Below are 20166 nucleotides of genomic sequence, written 5' to 3'. Positions count from 1 at the left end.
TTCCACGAGGCCGGTGGCCTCGCTGAGCCGGAAGGTGATGATCTCGCCCTGCTCGAGGGCCTGGGGGTCGCAGCGCTTCACATAGATCGCGCTGCCCACCGGCATTGCCGGTTCCATACTTTGGGTCAATACGTTGTAGATTTGATAGCCAAATAGTTTTGGTACACTGAAAGGAAGGGCGACGGCCATTACCGCCAGCAGAAGTACCGTAGCCACGGCACTCAGCGCCTTTGCTTTCATGGCCGCCGCCCCCTTTATTTCACAAAATGTGTAAGCCGCGCTTTTTTTAAAGAAACAATATTAGTCGGCCAACTCCACGATATCGCCCCAATCCATGCCCATGAACAGGTCCAGATCGGTGTTCGCTGCCTGAATGGCGGCTGCCTGTACGTCCACGTCGAAGCTCAGCTCGGCGTACTCGTTGTTCCACTCAGAACCAGGCAGGGGGATCGCACTGAAGAGGATCAAGTTCTTGGTATCAGCGGGAACAACAGTCTTGAAGTAATAGACCACGTCGCCGTTGCCCAGATCCTTGCTGGCCCACAGATCACCATCCACCTGAGAAGCGATGATATCGCTGATCTGAGCAGTGATCTCCTCAGGCAGTACAGTGTTTGCGTTGGGGGCTACCACATCGTTAACGGTTACACGGATGGCTACATAGGCATCCTGAGAATCCGCAGCGGTGTTCAGACCAACGATCTTGCTCAGCACGTCGCCGGGCATGATGTTATCGTACTGGATGCCGGTGATGCCGTCCTTTTCGTACGGCGTGCCGCCTACCTGGCCCTCTTCCGGCTCGCTCTTGTCGATCAGGCTGAGGGATACCTTGCCAGCGCTGAACACATTCTGCGCGGTCTCGGTCTTATCGGTAAAGTAGGCCAGAGTAGCGCCTACGCTAACCACGGCTACCAGCGCCAGGCTGATCGCACCGGTCAGAAGCTTTTTGTTTTTCATGGTATGTACCTCGTTTTAAAGCTTGTAATGTATTTTACTGGATAAAGTCAGCGGTCTTGGCCTGCGCCACCACAGCAGCGCCATCATTTGCCCACGCGTCAGTTACAGACTCCACAGCTACACCGCTAACAACGATATCGTCAAGTGCACCACGAGTCACATTAGCGCCAACCTTCAACTCCTCAAAGAGATCATCAGTGTCATTGCCAGCGGTCACAATCTCCTTGGTAACATAGTAACCATCCGTCAGATCTGCATACTCGGTAATGGGAGTGGCCGTGCCGTCTTCAGTATTCAGCTTCAGCCAACCGTAGTCATAAGGCAGTTCTCCGTTGATCGTAATGCCTTTTTCCTTCAAAGCACTCACGCCAGTAACCTTAGCGATGATCCAGGAATCGGGAGACCCAGTAGCCAGGTGGAAGGTGGGATCTTTGTCCAGCGTGGTATCCGCGACCAGATTGGCATAATCATTGGCCTCTACTCGATCTCCGCCAATGGCATTATAGCCACCAAAGTTCTCTGTGCCGGTAGTCACCCGCGCAACCGGAGCCTCATCCAGAGTCAGTGCAGTTTCCGGATAACCGTTACCAATCGTAAAGGTGTTGGTAACCGTATTGGACTGCTGGCTCAGCAGAGCCAAGGTGCCGCCAACTGCTACTGCGCCTACCAGAGCGATGCAGGTTGCCATTGTTGCAATTCTTTTTTTCGTCATGATCCTTTACCTCTTTCTGTAATTAATTCCAGATTAGCCGCTTTCTCATAACAGCGGTTAAGTACCAATTAGTAGGGCATAGTAGCCAGAATCTTCTCCGCCTCAACCTGAGCCTCATCTGCAGTCAGATTAGCGGACTGCACGGCAACACCACGGATATCAACCGCAGAGGGAGTGATCGCTTCAAATTTCTCATTGTCCAGACCACTGCCCAGCTTTACCCAGTTGAACATCGGCTCCATGGCCTCGCCGCCGCTTACCAGATCGTCGACACCATCTTTATAGATGTACAGACCATTGTAACCAGCATCGCCTTCTACGCCATTATCAGCAACCTTTACCCACTTGTTATTAAACGCATTCTGGGGATCCACCAGTTTTTCCGGCTTTTCTACAGTAAAGAAATATCCAGCAGCAATCATTTCATCTACACCAGTCACCTGAGCAAATACGTAGCTGTCAGTGGAGCCGGTAGTCAGATGGAAAGTGGGATCCTTTTCTACGATGGAACCCGGCAGCAGCTCTTCATACTCGTTGCCGATTTCCGTGCGTTTTGCAGGATCGGTTACATCCTTTTCATCCAGCCACAAACCGATGTGTCCATCTTCTTCCGTGTAGCCAGAGCCCACATTGAAGGTATTGGTAACCATGTTGGACTTATCGCTCAGATAAGCCAGGGTACCGCCAACTACGACCGCGCCAACCAGCGCTACCGATGTGATGGACATTGCCATTTTCTTTTTGTTCATTTGCTACAACTCCCTTATAACCATGATTTGTGTTGTTTTAAAGGCAGTTCCTCGCTGCCAGGGGATCAATTTTCCTGCTTTTTGCGGAAGATCTTCTTCTGCTTCTTTTCCTGCTCCTGTTCGTCTTCCGGGGAATCCGGTGCAAAAATCTCAGGAACAAAGGTCAGAAGAATGATTACAATCAAGGTTCCGCAAATGGCAAATATTCCGTTTTTTGTTCGGATGTTCATGCTGATGTAGCCAAGATAGGGCAGATGAAAATCCATTTTTCCAACAATTCGATCGAAGGTGATCTCGCCATCCGGGTCTTCGTTGGCGTCGCCCTGCGTGATCAGATAACCCTCGGTCGGATTCGTTTCGATCACACGGTGCGTTACCATCGTGTCACCTTCCAGCCGATAAGTGATCACATCGCCCGGTTCGAGGGTGGCAGGATCGACTTCTTTTACGTAGATCAGGCTTCCCACGGGGATGGTCGGCTGCATGCTGCCGGTGAGAACGGCCAGCTCGGTATATCCCAGGATCACGGGAACGATGAGTACCGCTGCCAGCGCAAGCAGCGCCACCATCAAAAGCGTGGAAAGAAAACCGCAGATTTTTTGAAGCATAACTCTGGCTCCTTTGGTTGATATCGTTAAACTGTTTCGGTATAACACCGTGGTTTCAGTATATCATCCAAGGGGTTTGAGTTCGGTTAAGATACGGTGGGGAAGCCCTGCTTTTTTAAGAAGCTTGAATCATAAGCTTCCCCACCGCACATCTTCGCGAATTACCTCTGCCCTGCCCGTATCAGGGGGTAGCCGAAGGCTGCGCCGCATCAAACGCGCTCTTTACCACGCTGACGTCAATTGTCTCCGGCTGATTAACAGCCAGCACGCTTTCGTGGTAAATCGTAACCGTGAAGTCCTTCAAAAAATCCTCCGTTTGCAGATTTTCACCGACAACCACTTTCTCCAGCAAGTTAGAGGTCTTCTCTCCAACATTCAGGACATCCAAATAGTAGTAGAAATCATCACTTTCGGAATCGCTATACTGCTGCCAATTGGCCGGGTTCTGCATCACCAAATAGATGCAATCCGGATCGGTAGCTTCTTGTTCAGAATCCACCACTTTTACCTGATCCATATTCACACCGGAAACCATGATCCGGGCGCGAACATAGGCGTCGGAGGGACCTTTGTTATAGATCGATACCTGCTTATTTCCCTCTGTCAGATTTTCCTGAATTTCCGTATCCACCTGACCGACCGAAAAAATATTCGTAACTGCCGCAGAGTTCGAAACCATCAAGGCCAGTGTTCCGCCTACCGTGACCAGCAGCAGAGCCAGAACGGCGATGCACAGTTTCGCATGTGTTTTAAAAAACGTTTTCATGTTTCATCGCTCCTTTCCAGCTTATTGTCCACTAGTCGTCGGGGTAACTTCCGTATCCCCATCGATCTTGTTGGCCGTGATGACGATATCCTGGCCACGCAGGGCAAACTGGTTCTCGACACCGCCGCCGTCGGTGGGAATGTTGGACTTCACCGGCTCATTGGTAAAGGTGATCGTCGAGTTTTCTTTCAGCTCATACAATGTATCAGTGGGTTCAGGAGCAACACGAACAAGCTTATAGTGGATATTATCCATCTCAGTCACTTCGTACTTACCTACCGGCAGGGTAATGGTCTTTTGACCTGCACCGTCCAGATGCACATACCATACTTTACCAATGTTGTCTTGATTGGCAGATTCACGGCAAGTGATCTTAAAGCTGAACATATCACGGCCATCGTCATAGGGATTGCCCTGGATGTTCTTTACAATAGTCAGCTCCATATTCGACGGGGTGTAAGTGTTGGTGAAGGCAGCCGTTGCTGTTCCTCCGTTCGGAATCACAACGGGTTCAGTCGGCTGACTGGTGGTGCAGTCGTATCCATCCACTTGGTAACCAGCCTCTGTCACGGTGTATGCTGCATTGGCATCCAGATTTTTCACAGTCGCCTGATATACGCCATCCACCAGATTCATTTCCGCAAAGTTCACAGTGCCTTTGTCGTTCGGATTATCGACGTTGGTATAAGTGAAGACAAGCGTATCTTTGAGAGTTTCGATTTCAGACTCCGACAAGCCCTCAATCGTTTTGGTGATCAGCAAATCGCCTTTGTTGACCCGGATGACAGGCTTATCATAGGAAACGGTATTCTGACCCGGAATGCCTGTAACCTGGTAGGTCAGAGTAGCCTCGGTGTTGGAGAAGAAACCATTCTCATGTTTATCAGCATGAGTACCAGTACCGGAATCGGGAGTATTGGGATATACACCACCATTCTCGTTCAGGTACTGAATTGCTTCATCAGTAGGCTTGATCTTCAGGGTAACAGCATAGGTATAATTCGCCTTCAACTGATAGCTGTCATCAAAATCCAGAGTTACAGTCTTGTTTACGCTGTCATAGGCTGCAGTGATATTGCCTGCTTGCTGTTCAACTTCTGTCACATCCGTGCCATTTGCATCCGTAACCTTGATCTTCAGCTTTTCCGGAGTACCACTAGTGCTCAAGACAGCTTCAGCATACTGGCTGAGAATATCCGTGATGGTGACATTTTCGCAAGCCAGTGCAGTTACGCTGCCAGCAATATCCTTGAATTTGTCCGCCAAATTGGAACCATCGCTGTTTGCTGCAAAATATTCTTTAGACACAGCATTCACACTATCCCGGATATCGGTCATATATTTTTCCTGTGTCTCGCCAATACCTACAGCGTAGAACTGGCTGCAGCTGACCTTGGCGGCCTCGGCCAAAGTGTTTTTCCAACCTGTATCAGTAAGGCTCAAATTGTTCTCACCGTCACCGCCACCGTTGTAAACAGTGGGGGCACCATCACTGAGGAATACCACCACAGTGGAAGCTGTAGATCTGGCACTTGCCAGCTGCTGCACAGCCTTTTCCAAACCAGCTTCATAGTTCGTGGCACCAGATGTAGAAATCTTACTAATACTGTTTTTTACATCTGCCGTGTTACTATTCCAATCCAGCTTTACCTGTGCGTTATTCGAAGAACCATCGGTGTTCGTGTACTGAGGACCGGAGAAAGTCACAATACTGTACCGAGCATCAACAGTATCGTTGCCTTCCAGCTCCTCGACCAAAGCTTTCATAGCATTTTTCGTATTCCCCAAGCGGCCGTTCTCATTCATACTATTGGAAACGTCCACCACCATGAGCACATCTACCTGAGCCTTCTTGGTAGCGGTACCGGTGGAACCGGAAACCGTCAGGGTCAGATCGTAGGTACCGTCGTCGTTCAGAATGGCCTGTTTGGTATGGGCAGGAGTCTCCATCTCCACGTCGCCCGGATCGAAAATCTGGATAACAGGCTTGGGGAACAGCTCCGACTTTTCTTCACCAGCCTGACCGTTGACCGTAGGCTTAAAGGTAACCTTGGAGCTGTCGCTAACGTTGCTATAGAAACCGCTCTGGCCGGCGTGTGTACCGGTACCGGCATCGCCACGTCCGTCATACCCTTCAGTTCCAGCCGTGATAGCCGCTTCAGTGGGCTTCACGGTAGTGGTTACACTATAGGTGTGATCTTTCTCCAATTGATAATTTGTAGGAAATTCCAGAGTAATCGTGCCGTCTTGGAAGGTGAGTATTACATCGCCTTCTATGCCATTCAAGGACACAATCTTTCTTGTTTCATTCGCAGCTAAGGTCACCGTTTGAGTGTCTTCTTCAATATCACCATTTTTCACAGTGATCGTGAAGGTATAACTACCATCATCCGCAGGAACCACTTCGGCATACCCACTCATGGTATCGGTGAGAGTAACATCCTGGCAGGCGTAGAAGGTGATACTGGCTTCGATCTTATCGAAAACATCGTTCAACTCGGTAAGATCATTGGCCATATAATAGCCACGATTGCTGTCCGGAACCAGCCAAGCGGCATCTGCCAAGGCTTTCATATTGGTTTCCAAGTTATCTTCATCGCCCACGCCAATGGTGTAGAAGTAATCCACATCGAGGGTGTTACACTGCTTTTCCGCATGACTCTGAGCGGTCGAATTATAGCTGTTGCCAGAACCGGCCGTATAACCATCGTTATCGTAGTAGTAGCCAGGTTTGCCATCGGAAAGGAAGATAACAGCGGTCACCGCACCTTCCCGGGCACCAGTCAAAAGCTCCTTTCCTTCCATCAAACCGGCTTCATAGTTGGTGCCTCCAGTAGCACTGATCCAGGCAACCTTGTTCTGGAAGGTTGTAACATTGCCAGTCCAGCTCTGTACTGTGCCAGCATCGTCATATTTGCCGTAGCCGGTAGAGCCACTAAACTTCACCGCCGCATACCGAGTATCCAGATCTTCGTTTCTATTCAAATTGTTAGTGATTGTGTTAATCGCTGTTTTTACATTTCTTAGACGGCTTCCATCCATGCTTCCAGAGCTATCCACAATGAATAGAATGTCCAGCATGGCTTTCTGTTCAGAAGAACCCCGATCACCGGAAACGGAGAGGGTGAGATCATAGAGACCGCCAGCCTGCTGGCCCTGCTGCAAAACTAGTGTTTTGCCGGTGGTAACAGTAGCGCTGGTCACACCGGGATCGATGGACTGGCTGTTTTCTTCATATACCAAATAGATATTGCGTTCGTCGGCAGACGCATAGTAAAAAATTCGTTCACCATTACTATATCCGTCCAAACGATAGTAGTAACCACTATTATAACGAATTTGAGGTTCCTCACCTGCATCAGCCATATGGTAGCTACTATCAAAGTCGCTGCCATACTTATACTCTACAAACTCATAGCCCTCGATTTGGCCGGCATAATCACTCAGATCAACCCATTCACGATTAGCAAATTTTTCGCCATATTTTTGGGTTCCTTCAATCTCAAATCCATCTGTATTCACGTAATGGACCGTTACGCTTCCGTCATAAAACCCCCAGGTAATGGTAAAGGTCGAGAACCCATCCACCGCGAAGGTGCTGGCCATATCCATGGCGGGCTCCTCGGTCTGGGTGGCTTCCACGGTCACATCGCCGGTTTCTTCGGTGGCGTCCGCCACGGTCTCCACGGCGACCACTGCACCGGTTTCGTCTTCTTTCAGGTGCTGCACAGCCACGGTCTCGGGGTCGGCATCCTCAGGCAGCAGGGCCTGCGCATCGATGGTCATTTCCACCGGCTGCAGGGGCTCGATTTCCTCACCGTCCACCTCAAAGCGGATATCCATAGCGACCATGCCGGCGTATTCGGTGGGCTGTTCGTTCAGAGTTTCGTCGGCCAGGGCCTCTTCGGCCTTGGTATATTTCTCGGTATCCTGCTCGATCATCTCAGCAACCAGCTGGGCATTCACGGGCAGCGAACCTGCGGGCACCTTTACGGTAACGGTAACGCCTTCGGCATCTTTCACCGCTGCGGTAAACTCTTTATCTTCAGCGTTCAGCTCAACGGTCTCCTCCTGCGCGGTCAAGCTCTCCACGCGCAGGGCATACTCCGCCAGGGCCTCCTCGCCCAGGGCTTCCAGGGCGGCGGCCTGCTCTTCGGTCAGTTCGTTCACAGCCTTCATAAAGGCTTCGTCGTCCTCAATGGCCATCAGCTCATCCAGTAGAGCCTGGCCGTCGATGGCAGGCTTCTCAGTGGCCTCAGGAGTCTCTGTGGGAACCGGCGTCTCACTGGGCACAGGGCTCTCGCTGGGCAGCGGGCTGGCGCTGGGCGCGGGAGTCTCGCTGGGCACAGCGGTACCCTCGGGGATCTCCGTGGCCTCGGGAGCTGCAGTGGGCTCAGCGCTGGGCTCTTCACTGGGAGCAACAGTCTCAGCCGGAGCCTGGGTAGGCTCAGCAGTCGGCTCTACGGTAGGTTCCGCAGTGGGCTCAGCCACAGGCTCCTCGGTGGGAGCAGGCTCGGTGCTGGGCTCGGCGGGAGTTTCCGCCTCCGGCACAGTTACCTCTTCCTGCGGGGTCTGAGTCTCCTCAACGGGAGTCTCTTCCACCTGCACCTGGCTGGTGCTGGTGATCTCGCTGGCCGCCTCGGCGAAGGCGCTGTTGGGCACGATGCTGGCAATCATCATTACTGCCAGCGCCATGCTGAGTAAACGGCTCCACATTTTGTGTTTCATAGCTGCTGCCTCCTAAGTTCGTTTGGTTATCCGTTGATGAGCGCCGCGCCCTGCTCGGCCGTTTGCTCTTGTTCGGGTGGTAAGTTTTCGTCCATGGCGCTGTCCATTAATTTAATCAGCTCCAGCGCGCTTCGGAAATTCTGCTGTTTGTTTTTATCGGCCCATGTCACCGTTCCCTGCCAGGTGGCGTTCTGCCGGTATTTCACATGGACCACGAAGGTGGCATCCTGCCCGGTATATGCCAGCGGATCATTGATTGCTTTTCTCGCCATACCCGGCTGCCTCCTTTGATGGGGTGAAGATGGTGCGAAGCTTCGCATTTTCAGTGTGGACTGGGGATAATCCCATTCATCCATCAGCTTTTCGATGGAAAAGAGCACCCCTTCCGCACCCAGAAAAGTGATGGGCTGCTGGCTGAACCGGTGATAGATTCGCCCGCTCATCCGGCTGTGCTCGCCGCTGTCCACACAAACCGTGATCAGATGCAGAGGTCCGTTACTGACTGTCTGCTGTTCCATGCCCATCCCTCCTCTTCACTGTTTTGACACTTACCACTATACCATCGTCAAGTAAAGGAACGGTTAAAGTGAGCGTTCCTCAGAGGTAGTTTTCATAATCGGCATCTGTTTTTTTACCCGCCAGACTCATTTTCCTCAAAAGCGTGGGGTTTTCTATCAAAATGAGCACAAAAAAGGACCTGTATGCCAACGCCGGCACACAGGTCCTTTCATTTTCCTATTAACTTTTACCCTTTATTTCTGCGGGTCAATCTGCCAATCGTTAAAGATCAGCCCCAGTTCACACTGCCGCTCTTCCACTGCTGCGGGCTCATATCGCCCACGGGAGCCATCTTATAATGGAGAGTCACGGCAGGGCCGCGGCTGCCCCGGCGCAGGGCGGTATAACACTCATCGATGCGTTGGATGACAATGCTGCAGTTCTCCCGGTTAATGCCCATGAGCAGGATCAGGAAACGGTCATCCTCTGCACGGGTATAGATATCGCCCCGGCGCAGTGCAGAATGGATCGCTTCGCCCACCTGGGGCATCACCTGAGCTACCTGACCCCGCTGCTCAATGCGATGGCCTTGCTTATCGGTGACCCAGCACATCATCAGATAAGCCGACTGGCCGCTGCGCTCCAGCATACGGCTGACTGTGCGGTATGTATCGATAAAACTGGGGAAGGGACAATAATAAGCCCCGCGGGACACATCCTCTTCCTTCAAAACCTCCTGCAGCTGTTCCAGCGAGGCCTTGCTGCTGGGCAGCACCGTTTCCAGCTGGCGCATACATTCGTTCAGCCGGTCACTGGGCTTGACACCGAATTCATCCAGCATCCGGTTCGCGGTCTCCTCATAGATCTCCTTGGCCTCCTGATAACGCTGCATGGCCAGCAAGCTCTGGATGCGCAGGATATCCCAATCCTCCTGAGGGCTCAGGCCCGAAGCCTGGGTAGCCACCCGCAGCATCCGCTGCCAGTCCTGGCGCTTGCTCAGCTCCCCGCAAAGGGCATGCACACAGGCGGCATACTCCTCTTTATAATGAACTGCGGCCACCATGGCCCAGTCGCAGCCCGCCAGATGAGGCAGGAAATCGCCGTTATACAGGTCACAGGCAGCTTCCAGCAACGCAACACGTTCCTCACCCTGGGCAGCCAGGGCCAACTCCGCCTGCTGGTGGAACTGGAAGGCATCCACGGTGATCTCTTCCGACGAAACCAGATGATAGCTTCCCGCCTTGAACACCACAGTGGTATCCTCCAAGCCAACCTGCTTGAGGATACGCCGCAAATTACTGATGGTCACTTTCAGGTTGTTGGCCGGATTGGTTACACCGTCCTCATAGCCAAACAGCTGATCCATCAGCACGTCCTTGGGCACGCCTTCCTCCCCGTGGAACAGCAGCATTTGCAGCACCTGCATGGAGCGTGTGACGTTATTTCGCTCTAATTTGAGCGTATTACCGTTATGCCGCAGCACAAAGCCGCCGAACATCGTTACTTCCAAACTCACAGCCAAAATCCCCACTTTGCATTGAGCACAGCGTCCGCTCCTCTCTTAAGCGGCCGGATGCAGCCCATGTTGAATCCAAAACTATTTTTTACAGTATACCATATTTCACAAACAAAAACCATGCCGCATCCTATTTCGTTCCTTTTTTACTCAGATTTCACCAAAACAGACGCGTCCAATTTGTACCTTTTCTAGTTTATCATAACAAAGGACAGAAAATCTGTCCAGCATCACACAAGTCCTTTTGCAGCTTTTACGCTCTGCTTTTGTCGGCGATTTTGGCACAAAACCACTTCGAGCCCGCCAAATTTGCCTACGTCAGCACCTTTTTCCCCACAAAACCGTAAAACGCACTACACTATTATATAAGAAGTAAAGGAGGGAATCTTGCGGCATGAAATTCAAACGCGCTTTTTCATCTGAGATCTTTGTCCGCCGTCACCAACTGGGTCTTACGCAAGAGACCGTGGCGGAACTTGCGGGAATCTCGACCCGATGGTATCAGCAGATCGAAAGCGGACGGCGCACTCCCAGCGGCCGACTTCTGCTTCGCCTGTGCGCCATTCTGCACATTGATGCACGGCTGTTCTACTGCACTGTCGGTGTGGACCCGGCACAGCTGGACTGGCTGACGCTGGACGACCACCAGGCGGGCTAGCCCCTTACGATACCGTACGCCCGGCAAACGACGGCACATCACGCGCCGTTTTGCCGGGCACTCTTCTTTCCCGGGGCAAGCGTTCGAATAAATCGCTGGGGCACAAATAACAAATCAATTTTATTATAACCAGAAAAATTTCTGCTGGCCCTTCAGCTTACAGAATTTTTAGGCTATTATTTTTTCGGGGCTGACCCTCGGCTAAATCCTTTCAAAAAGAAAAAATCCGCAAGCCTCTTAGCCTACGGATTTTCTGGCGGAAAGAGAGGGATTTGGAAATCTTTGCTGCGCAAAGCTTCCCGCGCTTGGGGCACAGCCCCGGCGCGCAGATCGCCTAAAAACCTGCCACCGGCAGGTTTTCTTCACGGCAATCACCCTTTCGGGTTCGAATCCCCGGTTAACTTTTTTCAAAAAGAAAAAATCCGTAAGCCTCTCAGCTTACGGATTTTTCTGGCGGAAAGAGAGGGATTCGAACCCTCGGTGGGTTTATGGCCCACACACGATTTCCAGTCGTGCGCCTTAGACCAGCTCAGCCATCTTTCCATATGGAGGTGCTGACCAGATTTGAACTGGTGAATGAAGGTTTTGCAGACCTTTGCCTTACCACTTGGCCACAGCACCAAAAAAATGGAGCGGCTTACGAGGCTCGAACTCGCTACCTCCACCTTGGCAAGGTGGCGCTCTACCAGATGAGCTAAAGCCGCAAATTACTGCTCGAATATAATACCATAGCCTTATGAAAAATGCAACCCCTAAACTGCCACTTTTTTCAATTTTTTATTTTTCTTTTTGGAGCAAGCAGTTTTCCCTTAGATGAGGCAAAGAAGAAAACCGGCAGGCACCCAATGGCACCTGCCGGTTTTGGTTGGGTTGGCGGGATTCGAACCCACGCATGCGGGAGTCAAAGTCCCGTGCCTTACCGCTTGGCGACAACCCAGCAGAAACGCCGTGTAAAAACGGCGGGGTGATATAGAAAAAAGCGAACTCTTTCGAATTCGCTTTTTTAGTGGGGTGGCTAGTGGGATTCGAACCCACGGCCTCCAGAGCCACAATCTGGCGCGCTAGCCAACTGCGCCATAGCCACCACATGTTTGGTGCGCCCGGAGGGACTCGAACCCCCGGCCCACTGCTTAGAAGGCAGTTGCTCTATCCACCTGAGCTACGGGCGCTTAGTCGTTCTTCCCTGGGAGACGCTGCTCAAATATAATACCATCCCCCTACTATATTGTCAACACCTTTTTTGAAATTTTTTCAGTTTTTTATATTTTTTCTTTTTCCCTCTCCTTTTGATCGTTTTCATGCGCTGAAACAGGGATGCCGGCATAAAGCCGGCATCCCTGTTTGCAGCTTTGCATGCGCTATGCAAAAGAGAGAGAAAGAAGGATATTAGAAATGGTCAAGGAAAAGTCAAACGAGACTCTGTCTCACAGCAGACCCATCTTGGTCATCAGAGTCTTGATGCGATCCTCCTGCTCCTTGGTGACAGGCAGGAAGGGTACGGTGCTGGTATCGCTGATGGGCAGGCCACGCAGCTGCAGGGCACGCTTTACCACCGGGATGAAGGGAGTGCCGATGCTGTAGATGTCCATCCACTGGTCGATCTCACGCTGATACTTCTGGATATTCTCCATATCGTTCTCGCGCACAGCTTTGGCCAGCGCGCTGGTAACCTCAGGCACCAGATTGGACAGGCCGCCAATGCTGCCGTTGCCGCCGCTGATTACATTATGTACGAAGTTATCATCGTAGCCGGACAGGATTTCGAACTCCGGGAACTCGGGACGCATGGTCTTAATCAGCTCGCGGGTGTGCTCCATGGGCACCACGGTGTCCTTGAAGCCAACGATATTCTTGTGGCGGCGGGCCAGGTTCAGGGTAACCTGAGGCTTGATATCGTAGCCGGTGCGGTCCGGGAAGTTGTAGATCAGGATATCGCCGTGGATGCCATCGGCAACCTTGTCAAAGTACTCCTCCACACTGGCATCGCTCAGAGCGAAATAGTAGGGAGGAATGATCATTACAGCCTCGGCGCCCTGGTCGATGGCATAGTTGCCCAGCTCGATGGTCTCGCGGTAATCCATGCAGCTGGTGCCAACCAGCAGACGGGTACGGCCCTTGATGGTCTCGGCCGCAACGCGGATCAGCTCTTTTTTCTGCTCCATGGGCATGCTGAAAAATTCGCCGGTGGAACCCATCACAACGATACCATCCACGCCGCCCTTGATCAGGTGCTCATAAACTGCCTTATTGCCTTCCACATCCAGGGTGCCGTCCTCATGGAAAACGGTGACCACAGGAGTCATCCAACTGATTTTGCTCATAATCTGCTTACTCCTTTTGTTCATTGATTTGCAGTTAATCTCGAATGCGGTTGCGGAGAACGCCAATGCCTTCCACTTCACATTCTATCACATCGCCGGGCTTCATGTAACGGGGCGGATCAAATCCCATCCCCACACCGGCAGGTGTTCCGCTGATGATAATGTCCCCCGCTTCCAGCGTAATGCCCTGCGACAGCTCGCTGATCAGCTTGGGAATATCCCGAATAAACGCCCGGGTATTGGAGTGCTGGCGAACCTCGCCGTTGAGGCGGCTCTCCACATTCAGATTCAGGGGCATGGGCAGTTCGTCCCGGGTGACGATCCAGGGGCCCATGGCGCAGAAACCATCCAGGCTTTTGCCACGGTACCACTGCATATGGCTGTGCTGCAGGGTACGGGCTGAGATGTCGTTGAACACGCTGTAGCCAAAGATGTGATTTTCCACATCCTGGGGAGCAATGTCACGTCCTCCCTTGCCCAAAACGACCGACAGCTCCACCTCGTAATCCAGCGCCAGATCCAGGCCCGCATGGCTTTCCACGCTTTCTTCCGGACCGGTCATCCGGCTGCATCGCTTGGAAAAATACACGGCAGCCTCCGGCTCCTCCATATGGACGGCGGCGGCGCATTCCTCGTAATGCGCCCGGTAGTTTACCCCAACGCACATCACATCGTGAATGGGACGCTCAATGGGCGCCAACAGCCGGACCTGGTTCAGCCAGAAGCTTTCCCAGGCACCCTGGCCGGTCTGTGCATAGGTTTCCGCTGCCGCTTGCTGCTGCGGCGAAAAGCCACGCACCACCTCCAGCACATCCTGAGCCGGTTTGCAGCCCGGGATGGAAGCCAATGCCGCCACCTGGCCGCCCGGCCCCAGCACACCGGCCTGTGCCCGCCCTGTTTCAGGATGGACAAAGCGAACAAACCGCATATCGTTCCTCCTTAATAGGGCCGCCCGCCCAGAGGCGGCCCTGATGTATGAGTGTTACCTGTACCGATCAGGTGAAGTTGCACACGCGGGCAATTGCCATCTCCATGAAGCCCAGGCTCTCCGCCTTGGTCTGCTGGCCATTGGCGACCCGAACCAGCAGGTCCATCAGCTCATCGCCCATCTGATCCAGGCTCTTGCTGCCGTAGATGATCGGGCTGGCGTCCACATCGATGTTGTCGCTCATCTTAGCATAGGTGTTGCGGTTGCCGGTGATCTTGATCACGGGTACCAGCGGGCTGCCGGTGGGAGTACCACGGCCGCTGGAGAACACCACAACCTGGCAGCCGCCAGCTACCATGGCCGCCACGCTGGAGGGATCGTTGCCCGGGGTGTCCATGATAACCAGGCCCTCGTGAGCCTTCAGCTGCTTGGCGTAATCGTACACATTGCTTACCGGAGCATGGCCACCCTTGTGGATGCAGCCCAGGCTCTTCTCTTCCAGAGTAGTCAGACCGCCAGCCTTATTGCCGGGGCTGGGATTGCCCTCACGCACTTCCTCGCCCACCAGCTGCAGCGCCTTTTCATAGCGATGCACGATCTCGTAAATGCGGTCGTGAACCTCCTTGTTCACTGCACGGGCGGCCAGCAGATGTTCACCGCCGATGAACTCGGTGGTCTCGCTGAGCACGGTGGTCGCACCTGCCTCAACCAGCATATCGCTGAGCTGGCCGATCAGGGGGTTGGCTGCCAGGCCGCTGGTGGGGTCGGAGCCGCCGCACTCGGTGCCTATGATCAGCTCGCTGATGGGGAACTCTTCCTTCTGCAGCAGAGAAGCCTCGGCAACCATTTCCTTGGCGTAGCGCACACCGGCCTCCACAGCCTTCAGGGTACCGCCCACTTCCTGGATGATGACCTGCTTGATGGGCTTGTTGGTACGCTCCTCGATGGCCTTGACCACCAGATCCATCTGGCAGTTCTCACAGCCCAGAGAAACAACCACAGTGCCGTAAACGTTGGGGTTAGCGGCGTAACCGGCCATTACGTCCATGGTGTACTGCTGGTCCACAGGCACCTGGCTGCAGCCCAGCTGGTTGTTGAAGGTCACCGCGCCGGTCACCTGCGAAGCAATGACGCGGGTGGTATCGGACGCGCAGACGCTGGCGGGCAGAATCAATACATGGTTCCGGATACCCACGCGGCCGTCCGGACGTTTATAACCGTAAAAAGTCATAGCTCTTACTCCCTTATTCTTAATGCATTACCGAACACGGCTCACAGGTCTTCCCGCTTGCTCTCCACGTTGTGAACGTGGACATGCTCGCCGGCCTTGATATCACAGGCAGCAACACCAATGTGCTGGCCATATTTCACAACGGGCTCCCCTTTGGCAATGTCGCGGCGAGCCAGCTTGTGATAAATGGTCACGTCGGTGGCAGCCTTCAGGCTTTCGGTCTGGCCGTTCAGGGTGTAATTCACCTCATCGCCAGCCTTCAGCGGCTCAATGGCCACGATGACATTGTCCTGAGGATCGATGATCATTGCGTTAATCATAGAATATTCTCTCCTTATTTATTAGGCGCTGCCGGAGCTCCGGCGCGGTCCATTACCACAGGTTGCCGTTCTCGTCGAAGCCCCAATCCTCCAGCTCGCCATCGATTTCCATATTGGGATGTGCTTCCACCTCAGGAATCAGCGCTTCCGATACCCAGATGTGGCCCAGCTCCATGGTGTTCTCAATGTGAACGATGCGGGGGTTCTCCTTGTCGATCATGTTGCAGGTGCGAACGCCCAGCTTGATGGCGTTTTCATCGCTGTGGCAGAAGATGGGCATCTTGACGATGTTCACTACGGTGCTGGTAACAGCGTTGGGATAGGTGATATCCACATCGGTCTTGTCCACCAGACGCTTGGTGGTAACATCCGCCACGCCGATGCCGTTGGCATTGCCGTGGGTTTCATCGCTCAGATCCAGCACAACGATACGCTGTGCGTCGATGGGGCCGGGCTTGCCGTCCTTGGCGCTGTTGGGGCAGGCGAAGGCACCGGTCACGTTGGGGTCCATGCCGTCGCCGGAGAAGTTCTTGCCGATCTTATCCACAACCAGCACATCGGTCTTGTCAATCCAGATGCGGCCCATCTTGCTCTTGGCTTCCACCAGCAGAGCGGGCTCCTGCTCCCAGATCTCATCGGCATTCAGGCCAACCAGCTTGTAGGTCTGATCGAAAGCATTCTCCAGAACGCCCAGACCGGCCACAATGTTGGTGTGGGCAAAAATCACCTTGCCGAACTGCGGCATTACGCGGCCCATGTTGTCAAAGCCGGATTCATGAACCGACTCTGCGCCATGCTGCTTGCCCATGCCGATAACCGACATCTTGATCAGGCCGCTCTCGTAAGGGCCACGGAAGGCGGTGTGCGCCTTGATGCGGCCGCACAGAATCACGCCGTCGGCCTCATGGGCGTATTTATCGATGAATACCGGGCTGCCTTCCTCGGTGTCGCCCAGGTAAACGGTCTCCATGGTGGCCCGGATGGGGCAGCCCATGGTCTCCTCGGTCACATTGTAGCTTTTCAGGATATCCAACTGGCCTTCCACAGTGGCGCCGCCATGGCTGCCCATTGCCGGGAACACGAAGGGCTGTGCACCGCACTCCTTCACATAATCCACAATGGCGCGCAGGATCACGGCGATATTGGCAACACCGCGGCTGCCGCAGGTGATCGCAATGCTCATGCCGGGCTTGATGTTCTGCTTCACCGCATCCCGGGACAGCTGCTCACGAACGATGCCGGGGATGTCCTTCACCTCGATGTGGGTATGGTCAAACTCCTGACGGACCCGAACCATTTTGGGCAGTTTCGCAGTGGAAGCCAGCTGATCGGTCACATTGTTTTTCTTACTTTCGAACGCCATAATGATACTCTCCTTTATATCTTCGCTTGGATATAAATTTACGTTTCCTGAAAAAAGCTCGACCATGCCGCGGGGATTTTTCAGTATTCCGGTCCCCTCTTACTTCAATTATAATATAATGTAAAAGGGCAGATACCACAAACCTCATTCACTCCATGCGAGTGCATGGAGTGAATGAGTGATTTGCATTTATGCCATAGGTACAAAAGTCGCGCCCAGCAGGGTAACAATCAACGTTACAATCGAAACCACAAAGATGGGCAGAGTGTAGGTCTTCAGGCCGCCGGTCACGGTGAAGCCGGACAAGTTGGTGCAAACCCAGAAGCCGCTATCGTTCACGTGGCCGATGCTGATGCCGCCGGCCAGAGAGGCCATTGCCAGCCATACGGGGTGCACGTTCACGGAAGGAGCGATGGTAGCCATGATGGTCATGGCGGTGATGCCGGCAACGGTGCCGGAGCCCTGCGCCACACGGAAGATGAAGCCGATGAAGTAGGCGAACAGGCAAACCATGATCACAGAATCGGTGTTGATGTTCAGAGCAGAAATCAGAGCGTCGCCGATGTTGGTAGCCGCGATAACGGAACCAAAGGAACCGCCGGCACCGGTGATGAGCAGAGCCACGCCGGCAGTGCCCAGAGCCTCGTTGGCGGACTTTTCACTGGCCTTCATGCCAATGTACTTCCAGGCGATGAGGTAAGCGCTCAGAACGCCCACAACCAGGGCGAAGATCTTGTTGCCCAGAACGCTGACCAGGATGTTGCCATCCTCAGCGCCCATGGCATCGATCATGGTGCTGATCATGATGCACACAACAGGCAGCAGCAGGGGAACCAGAGACAGAACAAACGGAGGATCAGGCAGCTCCTTGGTCTGGCGCTGCTCCAGGTTTTTCAGCACGTCAACTTCGTGGTTAACATCCTTCTGCTCATTGAACAGGCCCAGATCCAGGATCTTGATGCAGATGAACAGAGCGATGAAGGTAACGATCAGGCCGCAGATCAGGCCAACGATGACCTGGGTGCCCAAGCTGTAACCCAGCAAATCGGGGGCAGCCAGCGGGTTGGGCGTGGGAGGAACGAAGGTCTGGGCAACGCAGGCGCCGATGATCAGGGCGGTTGCTACATAGCTCATGGGTTTATTGATCTGCTTCGCCACCGCGATGCCGATGGGCACCAGGATGATGAAAGTGATGTCGAAGAATACGGGGATTGCCAGCAGGAAGCCTGCACCCGCAAGAGCCCACAGAACGTATTTGCTGGGAACCGCATGTACCAGCGTGGTAGCGATCTTCTGCGCCATGCCGGAGTCGCTCATCAGCTGGCCCAGGATAACGCCGAAACCGATGGGAAGACCGATACTGGTCATCATGCTGCCGAAACCGCTTGCAATGGTATCCAGGGTGGGAACAACACCCAGTCCGCAGGAAATGCCCATGTAAGCACTGGCCAGTACAAGGCTGACCGAAGGATTTAGCTTGGGAATCAGAATCAAACCGATAATCAAAGCGATGGAAATCGCCAGATTAACAACCAACATTGTGCTTGTCATTTTTTACTCCCTTTCTCCGATGGTATCCTCTCTCACTGCCATCGAACAGTCTGCTTCCTATGTATTGTGCCGGGCTTCCCCTTGCCCTGTGCACGTGACCGTTTCACCTCCGTTCTGTTTTAATTATTTCAATTTCGTATATACGAACATTTTTCTTAATAACGAACCGCCTGTTATTAGACTAACACTGCGTTCATAAAATGTCAACAAAAAAGCGGAAAACTGAATGCGATTTGTTGGATTAGCATCGATTCATTTCAAAAAAACTGTGCATTATGCTCAATGCTTTTCATTTTCTTTCACTTGTTTGAAAGTGATATCCAAATTATGGACATTTCGCACCGTTTTTGTTATCATAAGTAATAATGTATTCAATGAATCCAAAGGAGTATCATTTATGCTCACTTCTACTGAACACCGCAGCACCTCCCGGGTGCTGGATATTTTAGAGCTTGTTTCCTCCGAGGGAACCGACGGCTTCACTCTTTCCGAAATCGCCAGCCGGCTGAACGCCCCCAAGAGCAGCCTGTTCCCCATCATCCATACGCTGCACGCACGCCGCTTTCTGGAACTGAATCCCGCCACCGGCCGCTACTGCATCGGCCTGGCCGCCTTCACGGTAGGCGTGGTATTCTCCAACAAGCACACCCTGCTGGAGCATATCCACAACGAGATGCGTCAGGTCACCGAGGGCTGCGGAGAGATCTGTCAGATGGGCGTGGCGGACCGCGGCAAGGTGCTGTACGTGGCAAAGGTGGAATCGCCCAACGCAATCCGGTTGATCAGCTCGGTGGGCAAGCGGCTCCCTCTGTATTCCACCTCTCTGGGCAAGGCTCTGCTGATGTGCTGGTCGGATGACCAGATCCGTGCCCTCTACCCGGACAGCAGCCATATGCCCGCGATCACCGCCAACACGGTAACCGACCCGGATACTCTCATTGAGCAGCTGCACCAAATGCGCAAGGCAGGTTACGCCAGCGAGTGCGGTGAAAGTGACGAGAACATCCGCTGCGTGGCGGTTCCCCTGGTGGCCAACGGTCAGGTAATGGCAGCCCTCAGTGTCAGCGCTCCCCTCTTCCGCTTCGATGAGGAACGCCAGGCGCTGGCTCTGGAGAAGCTTTTCTGCGCCAAGCAGAACATTGAGTCCCTTCTTCGCCGGCCGGACTTCGCCCCTGAAGTAAGCGGTTTCATCGAATTGGTTTAAGCAAACAAAAGGCTCCGGCCGCATTGAACAACAATGCGGCCGGAGCCTTTTTCTGA

At 53.3% G+C, this 20166-nt stretch carries 17 protein-coding genes and 6 tRNA genes; 2 read left to right on the top strand and 21 right to left on the bottom strand.

Features of this window, described 5'->3' with window-relative positions:
* From PH256_RS08570 to PH256_RS08530, 9 genes are all read right to left on the bottom strand, one after another.
* On the bottom strand, positions 1-240 hold a 240-nt coding region (locus tag PH256_RS08570), incomplete at its 3' end, for a S26 family signal peptidase (protein WP_270913791.1).
* A gap of 60 nt (positions 241-300) precedes the next feature.
* Complete coding sequence (locus tag PH256_RS08565) at positions 301-957, bottom strand: SipW-dependent-type signal peptide-containing protein (RefSeq protein ID WP_087185492.1); 657 nt, start codon at positions 955-957, stop codon at positions 301-303.
* 34 nt (positions 958-991) lie between these two features.
* Positions 992-1669 carry a SipW-dependent-type signal peptide-containing protein gene (locus PH256_RS08560; protein ID WP_270913790.1) on the bottom strand — a complete coding sequence of 226 codons (678 nt, stop codon included), beginning with the start codon at positions 1667-1669 and terminating at the stop codon, positions 992-994.
* A gap of 68 nt (positions 1670-1737) precedes the next feature.
* Complete coding sequence (locus PH256_RS08555; protein WP_270913789.1) at positions 1738-2418, bottom strand: TasA family protein; 681 nt, start codon at positions 2416-2418, stop codon at positions 1738-1740.
* A 65-nt stretch (positions 2419-2483) separates the two neighbouring features.
* A complete protein-coding gene (locus PH256_RS08550; RefSeq protein ID WP_270913788.1) occupies positions 2484-3026 on the bottom strand; it encodes a signal peptidase I in 543 nt (180 codons plus the stop codon).
* A gap of 181 nt (positions 3027-3207) precedes the next feature.
* Positions 3208-3792, bottom strand: a complete 585-nt coding sequence (locus PH256_RS08545; protein ID WP_270913787.1) for a hypothetical protein — start codon at positions 3790-3792, stop codon at positions 3208-3210.
* 21 nt (positions 3793-3813) lie between these two features.
* Positions 3814-8520 carry a DUF7604 domain-containing protein gene (locus PH256_RS08540; protein WP_270913786.1) on the bottom strand — a complete coding sequence of 1569 codons (4707 nt, stop codon included), beginning with the start codon at positions 8518-8520 and terminating at the stop codon, positions 3814-3816.
* Positions 8521-8546: 26 nt separating this feature from the next.
* Positions 8547-9038, bottom strand: a complete 492-nt coding sequence (locus PH256_RS08535; protein WP_270913785.1) for a hypothetical protein — start codon at positions 9036-9038, stop codon at positions 8547-8549.
* A gap of 269 nt (positions 9039-9307) precedes the next feature.
* Complete coding sequence (locus PH256_RS08530) at positions 9308-10444, bottom strand: BTAD domain-containing putative transcriptional regulator (RefSeq protein ID WP_270913784.1); 1137 nt, start codon at positions 10442-10444, stop codon at positions 9308-9310.
* A 484-nt stretch (positions 10445-10928) separates the two neighbouring features.
* On the opposite strand from PH256_RS08530, the gene PH256_RS08525 reads away from it, so the two are divergent.
* A complete protein-coding gene (locus tag PH256_RS08525) occupies positions 10929-11192 on the top strand; it encodes a helix-turn-helix domain-containing protein (protein WP_087185485.1) in 264 nt (87 codons plus the stop codon).
* A gap of 451 nt (positions 11193-11643) precedes the next feature.
* Here PH256_RS08525 and PH256_RS08520 read toward each other — a convergent pair.
* From PH256_RS08520 to PH256_RS08465, 12 genes are all read right to left on the bottom strand, one after another.
* Positions 11644-11735, bottom strand: a tRNA-Ser gene (locus PH256_RS08520).
* 3 nt (positions 11736-11738) lie between these two features.
* Positions 11739-11813 (bottom strand) — tRNA-Cys (locus PH256_RS08515).
* Positions 11814-11820: 7 nt separating this feature from the next.
* A tRNA-Gly gene (locus tag PH256_RS08510) sits at positions 11821-11896 on the bottom strand.
* Between the two features lie 158 nt (positions 11897-12054).
* A tRNA-Gln gene (locus PH256_RS08505) sits at positions 12055-12129 on the bottom strand.
* 70 nt (positions 12130-12199) lie between these two features.
* A tRNA-His gene (locus tag PH256_RS08500) sits at positions 12200-12276 on the bottom strand.
* An 8-nt stretch (positions 12277-12284) separates the two neighbouring features.
* Positions 12285-12361 (bottom strand) — tRNA-Arg (locus PH256_RS08495).
* 255 nt (positions 12362-12616) lie between these two features.
* Positions 12617-13513 (bottom strand): dihydrodipicolinate synthase family protein, encoded by an 897-nt coding sequence (locus PH256_RS08490; RefSeq protein WP_270913783.1) that lies wholly within the window; start codon positions 13511-13513, stop codon positions 12617-12619.
* A gap of 34 nt (positions 13514-13547) precedes the next feature.
* Positions 13548-14441, bottom strand: a complete 894-nt coding sequence (locus tag PH256_RS08485; RefSeq protein ID WP_087184813.1) for a fumarylacetoacetate hydrolase family protein — start codon at positions 14439-14441, stop codon at positions 13548-13550.
* Positions 14442-14508: 67 nt separating this feature from the next.
* Complete coding sequence (locus PH256_RS08480; RefSeq protein ID WP_270913782.1) at positions 14509-15672, bottom strand: UxaA family hydrolase; 1164 nt, start codon at positions 15670-15672, stop codon at positions 14509-14511.
* Between the two features lie 41 nt (positions 15673-15713).
* Positions 15714-15992, bottom strand: a complete 279-nt coding sequence (locus tag PH256_RS08475; RefSeq protein WP_087184811.1) for a UxaA family hydrolase — start codon at positions 15990-15992, stop codon at positions 15714-15716.
* Positions 15993-16044: 52 nt separating this feature from the next.
* Positions 16045-17355: a lactate racemase domain-containing protein gene (locus tag PH256_RS08470; RefSeq protein WP_087184810.1), complete on the bottom strand. Its 1311-nt coding sequence runs from the start codon at positions 17353-17355 to the stop codon at positions 16045-16047.
* A gap of 189 nt (positions 17356-17544) precedes the next feature.
* Positions 17545-18894 (bottom strand): GntP family permease, encoded by a 1350-nt coding sequence (locus tag PH256_RS08465; protein WP_270913781.1) that lies wholly within the window; start codon positions 18892-18894, stop codon positions 17545-17547.
* Between the two features lie 409 nt (positions 18895-19303).
* Here PH256_RS08465 and PH256_RS08460 point away from each other — a divergent pair, with 409 nt between their 5' ends.
* Positions 19304-20110, top strand: coding sequence for an IclR family transcriptional regulator (locus PH256_RS08460; protein ID WP_158096441.1), 807 nt, complete (start codon positions 19304-19306; stop codon positions 20108-20110).
* Positions 20111-20166: the final 56 nt, after the last annotated feature.

Source organism: Allofournierella sp. CML151 (assembly GCF_027853465.1).
In the GTDB taxonomy this organism is placed as follows: domain Bacteria; phylum Bacillota; class Clostridia; order Oscillospirales; family Ruminococcaceae; genus Allofournierella.
Note: the sequence above shows the minus strand (reverse complement) of the source record. Positions and strands in the feature narration are given on the sequence as shown.

Coding starts and splice junctions, on each gene's coding strand:
- PH256_RS08475 (WP_087184811.1), bottom strand. CDS start 15,992: ATGATTAACGCAATGATCATCGATCCTCAGGACAATGTCATCGTGGCC.
- PH256_RS08555 (WP_270913789.1), bottom strand. CDS start 2,418: ATGAACAAAAAGAAAATGGCAATGTCCATCACATCGGTAGCGCTGGTT.
- PH256_RS08560 (WP_270913790.1), bottom strand. CDS start 1,669: ATGACGAAAAAAAGAATTGCAACAATGGCAACCTGCATCGCTCTGGTA.
- PH256_RS08525 (WP_087185485.1), top strand. CDS start 10,929: ATGAAATTCAAACGCGCTTTTTCATCTGAGATCTTTGTCCGCCGTCAC.
- PH256_RS08530 (WP_270913784.1), bottom strand. CDS start 10,444: ATGCAGGTGCTGCAAATGCTGCTGTTCCACGGGGAGGAAGGCGTGCCC.
- PH256_RS08470 (WP_087184810.1), bottom strand. CDS start 17,355: ATGGCGTTCGAAAGTAAGAAAAACAATGTGACCGATCAGCTGGCTTCC.
- PH256_RS08540 (WP_270913786.1), bottom strand. CDS start 8,520: ATGAAACACAAAATGTGGAGCCGTTTACTCAGCATGGCGCTGGCAGTA.
- PH256_RS08565 (WP_087185492.1), bottom strand. CDS start 957: ATGAAAAACAAAAAGCTTCTGACCGGTGCGATCAGCCTGGCGCTGGTA.
- PH256_RS08490 (WP_270913783.1), bottom strand. CDS start 13,513: ATGAGCAAAATCAGTTGGATGACTCCTGTGGTCACCGTTTTCCATGAG.
- PH256_RS08535 (WP_270913785.1), bottom strand. CDS start 9,038: ATGGAACAGCAGACAGTCAGTAACGGACCTCTGCATCTGATCACGGTT.
- PH256_RS08545 (WP_270913787.1), bottom strand. CDS start 3,792: ATGAAAACGTTTTTTAAAACACATGCGAAACTGTGCATCGCCGTTCTG.
- PH256_RS08485 (WP_087184813.1), bottom strand. CDS start 14,441: ATGCGGTTTGTTCGCTTTGTCCATCCTGAAACAGGGCGGGCACAGGCC.
- PH256_RS08460 (WP_158096441.1), top strand. CDS start 19,304: ATGCTCACTTCTACTGAACACCGCAGCACCTCCCGGGTGCTGGATATT.
- PH256_RS08465 (WP_270913781.1), bottom strand. CDS start 18,894: ATGTTGGTTGTTAATCTGGCGATTTCCATCGCTTTGATTATCGGTTTG.
- PH256_RS08550 (WP_270913788.1), bottom strand. CDS start 3,026: ATGCTTCAAAAAATCTGCGGTTTTCTTTCCACGCTTTTGATGGTGGCG.
- PH256_RS08480 (WP_270913782.1), bottom strand. CDS start 15,672: ATGACTTTTTACGGTTATAAACGTCCGGACGGCCGCGTGGGTATCCGG.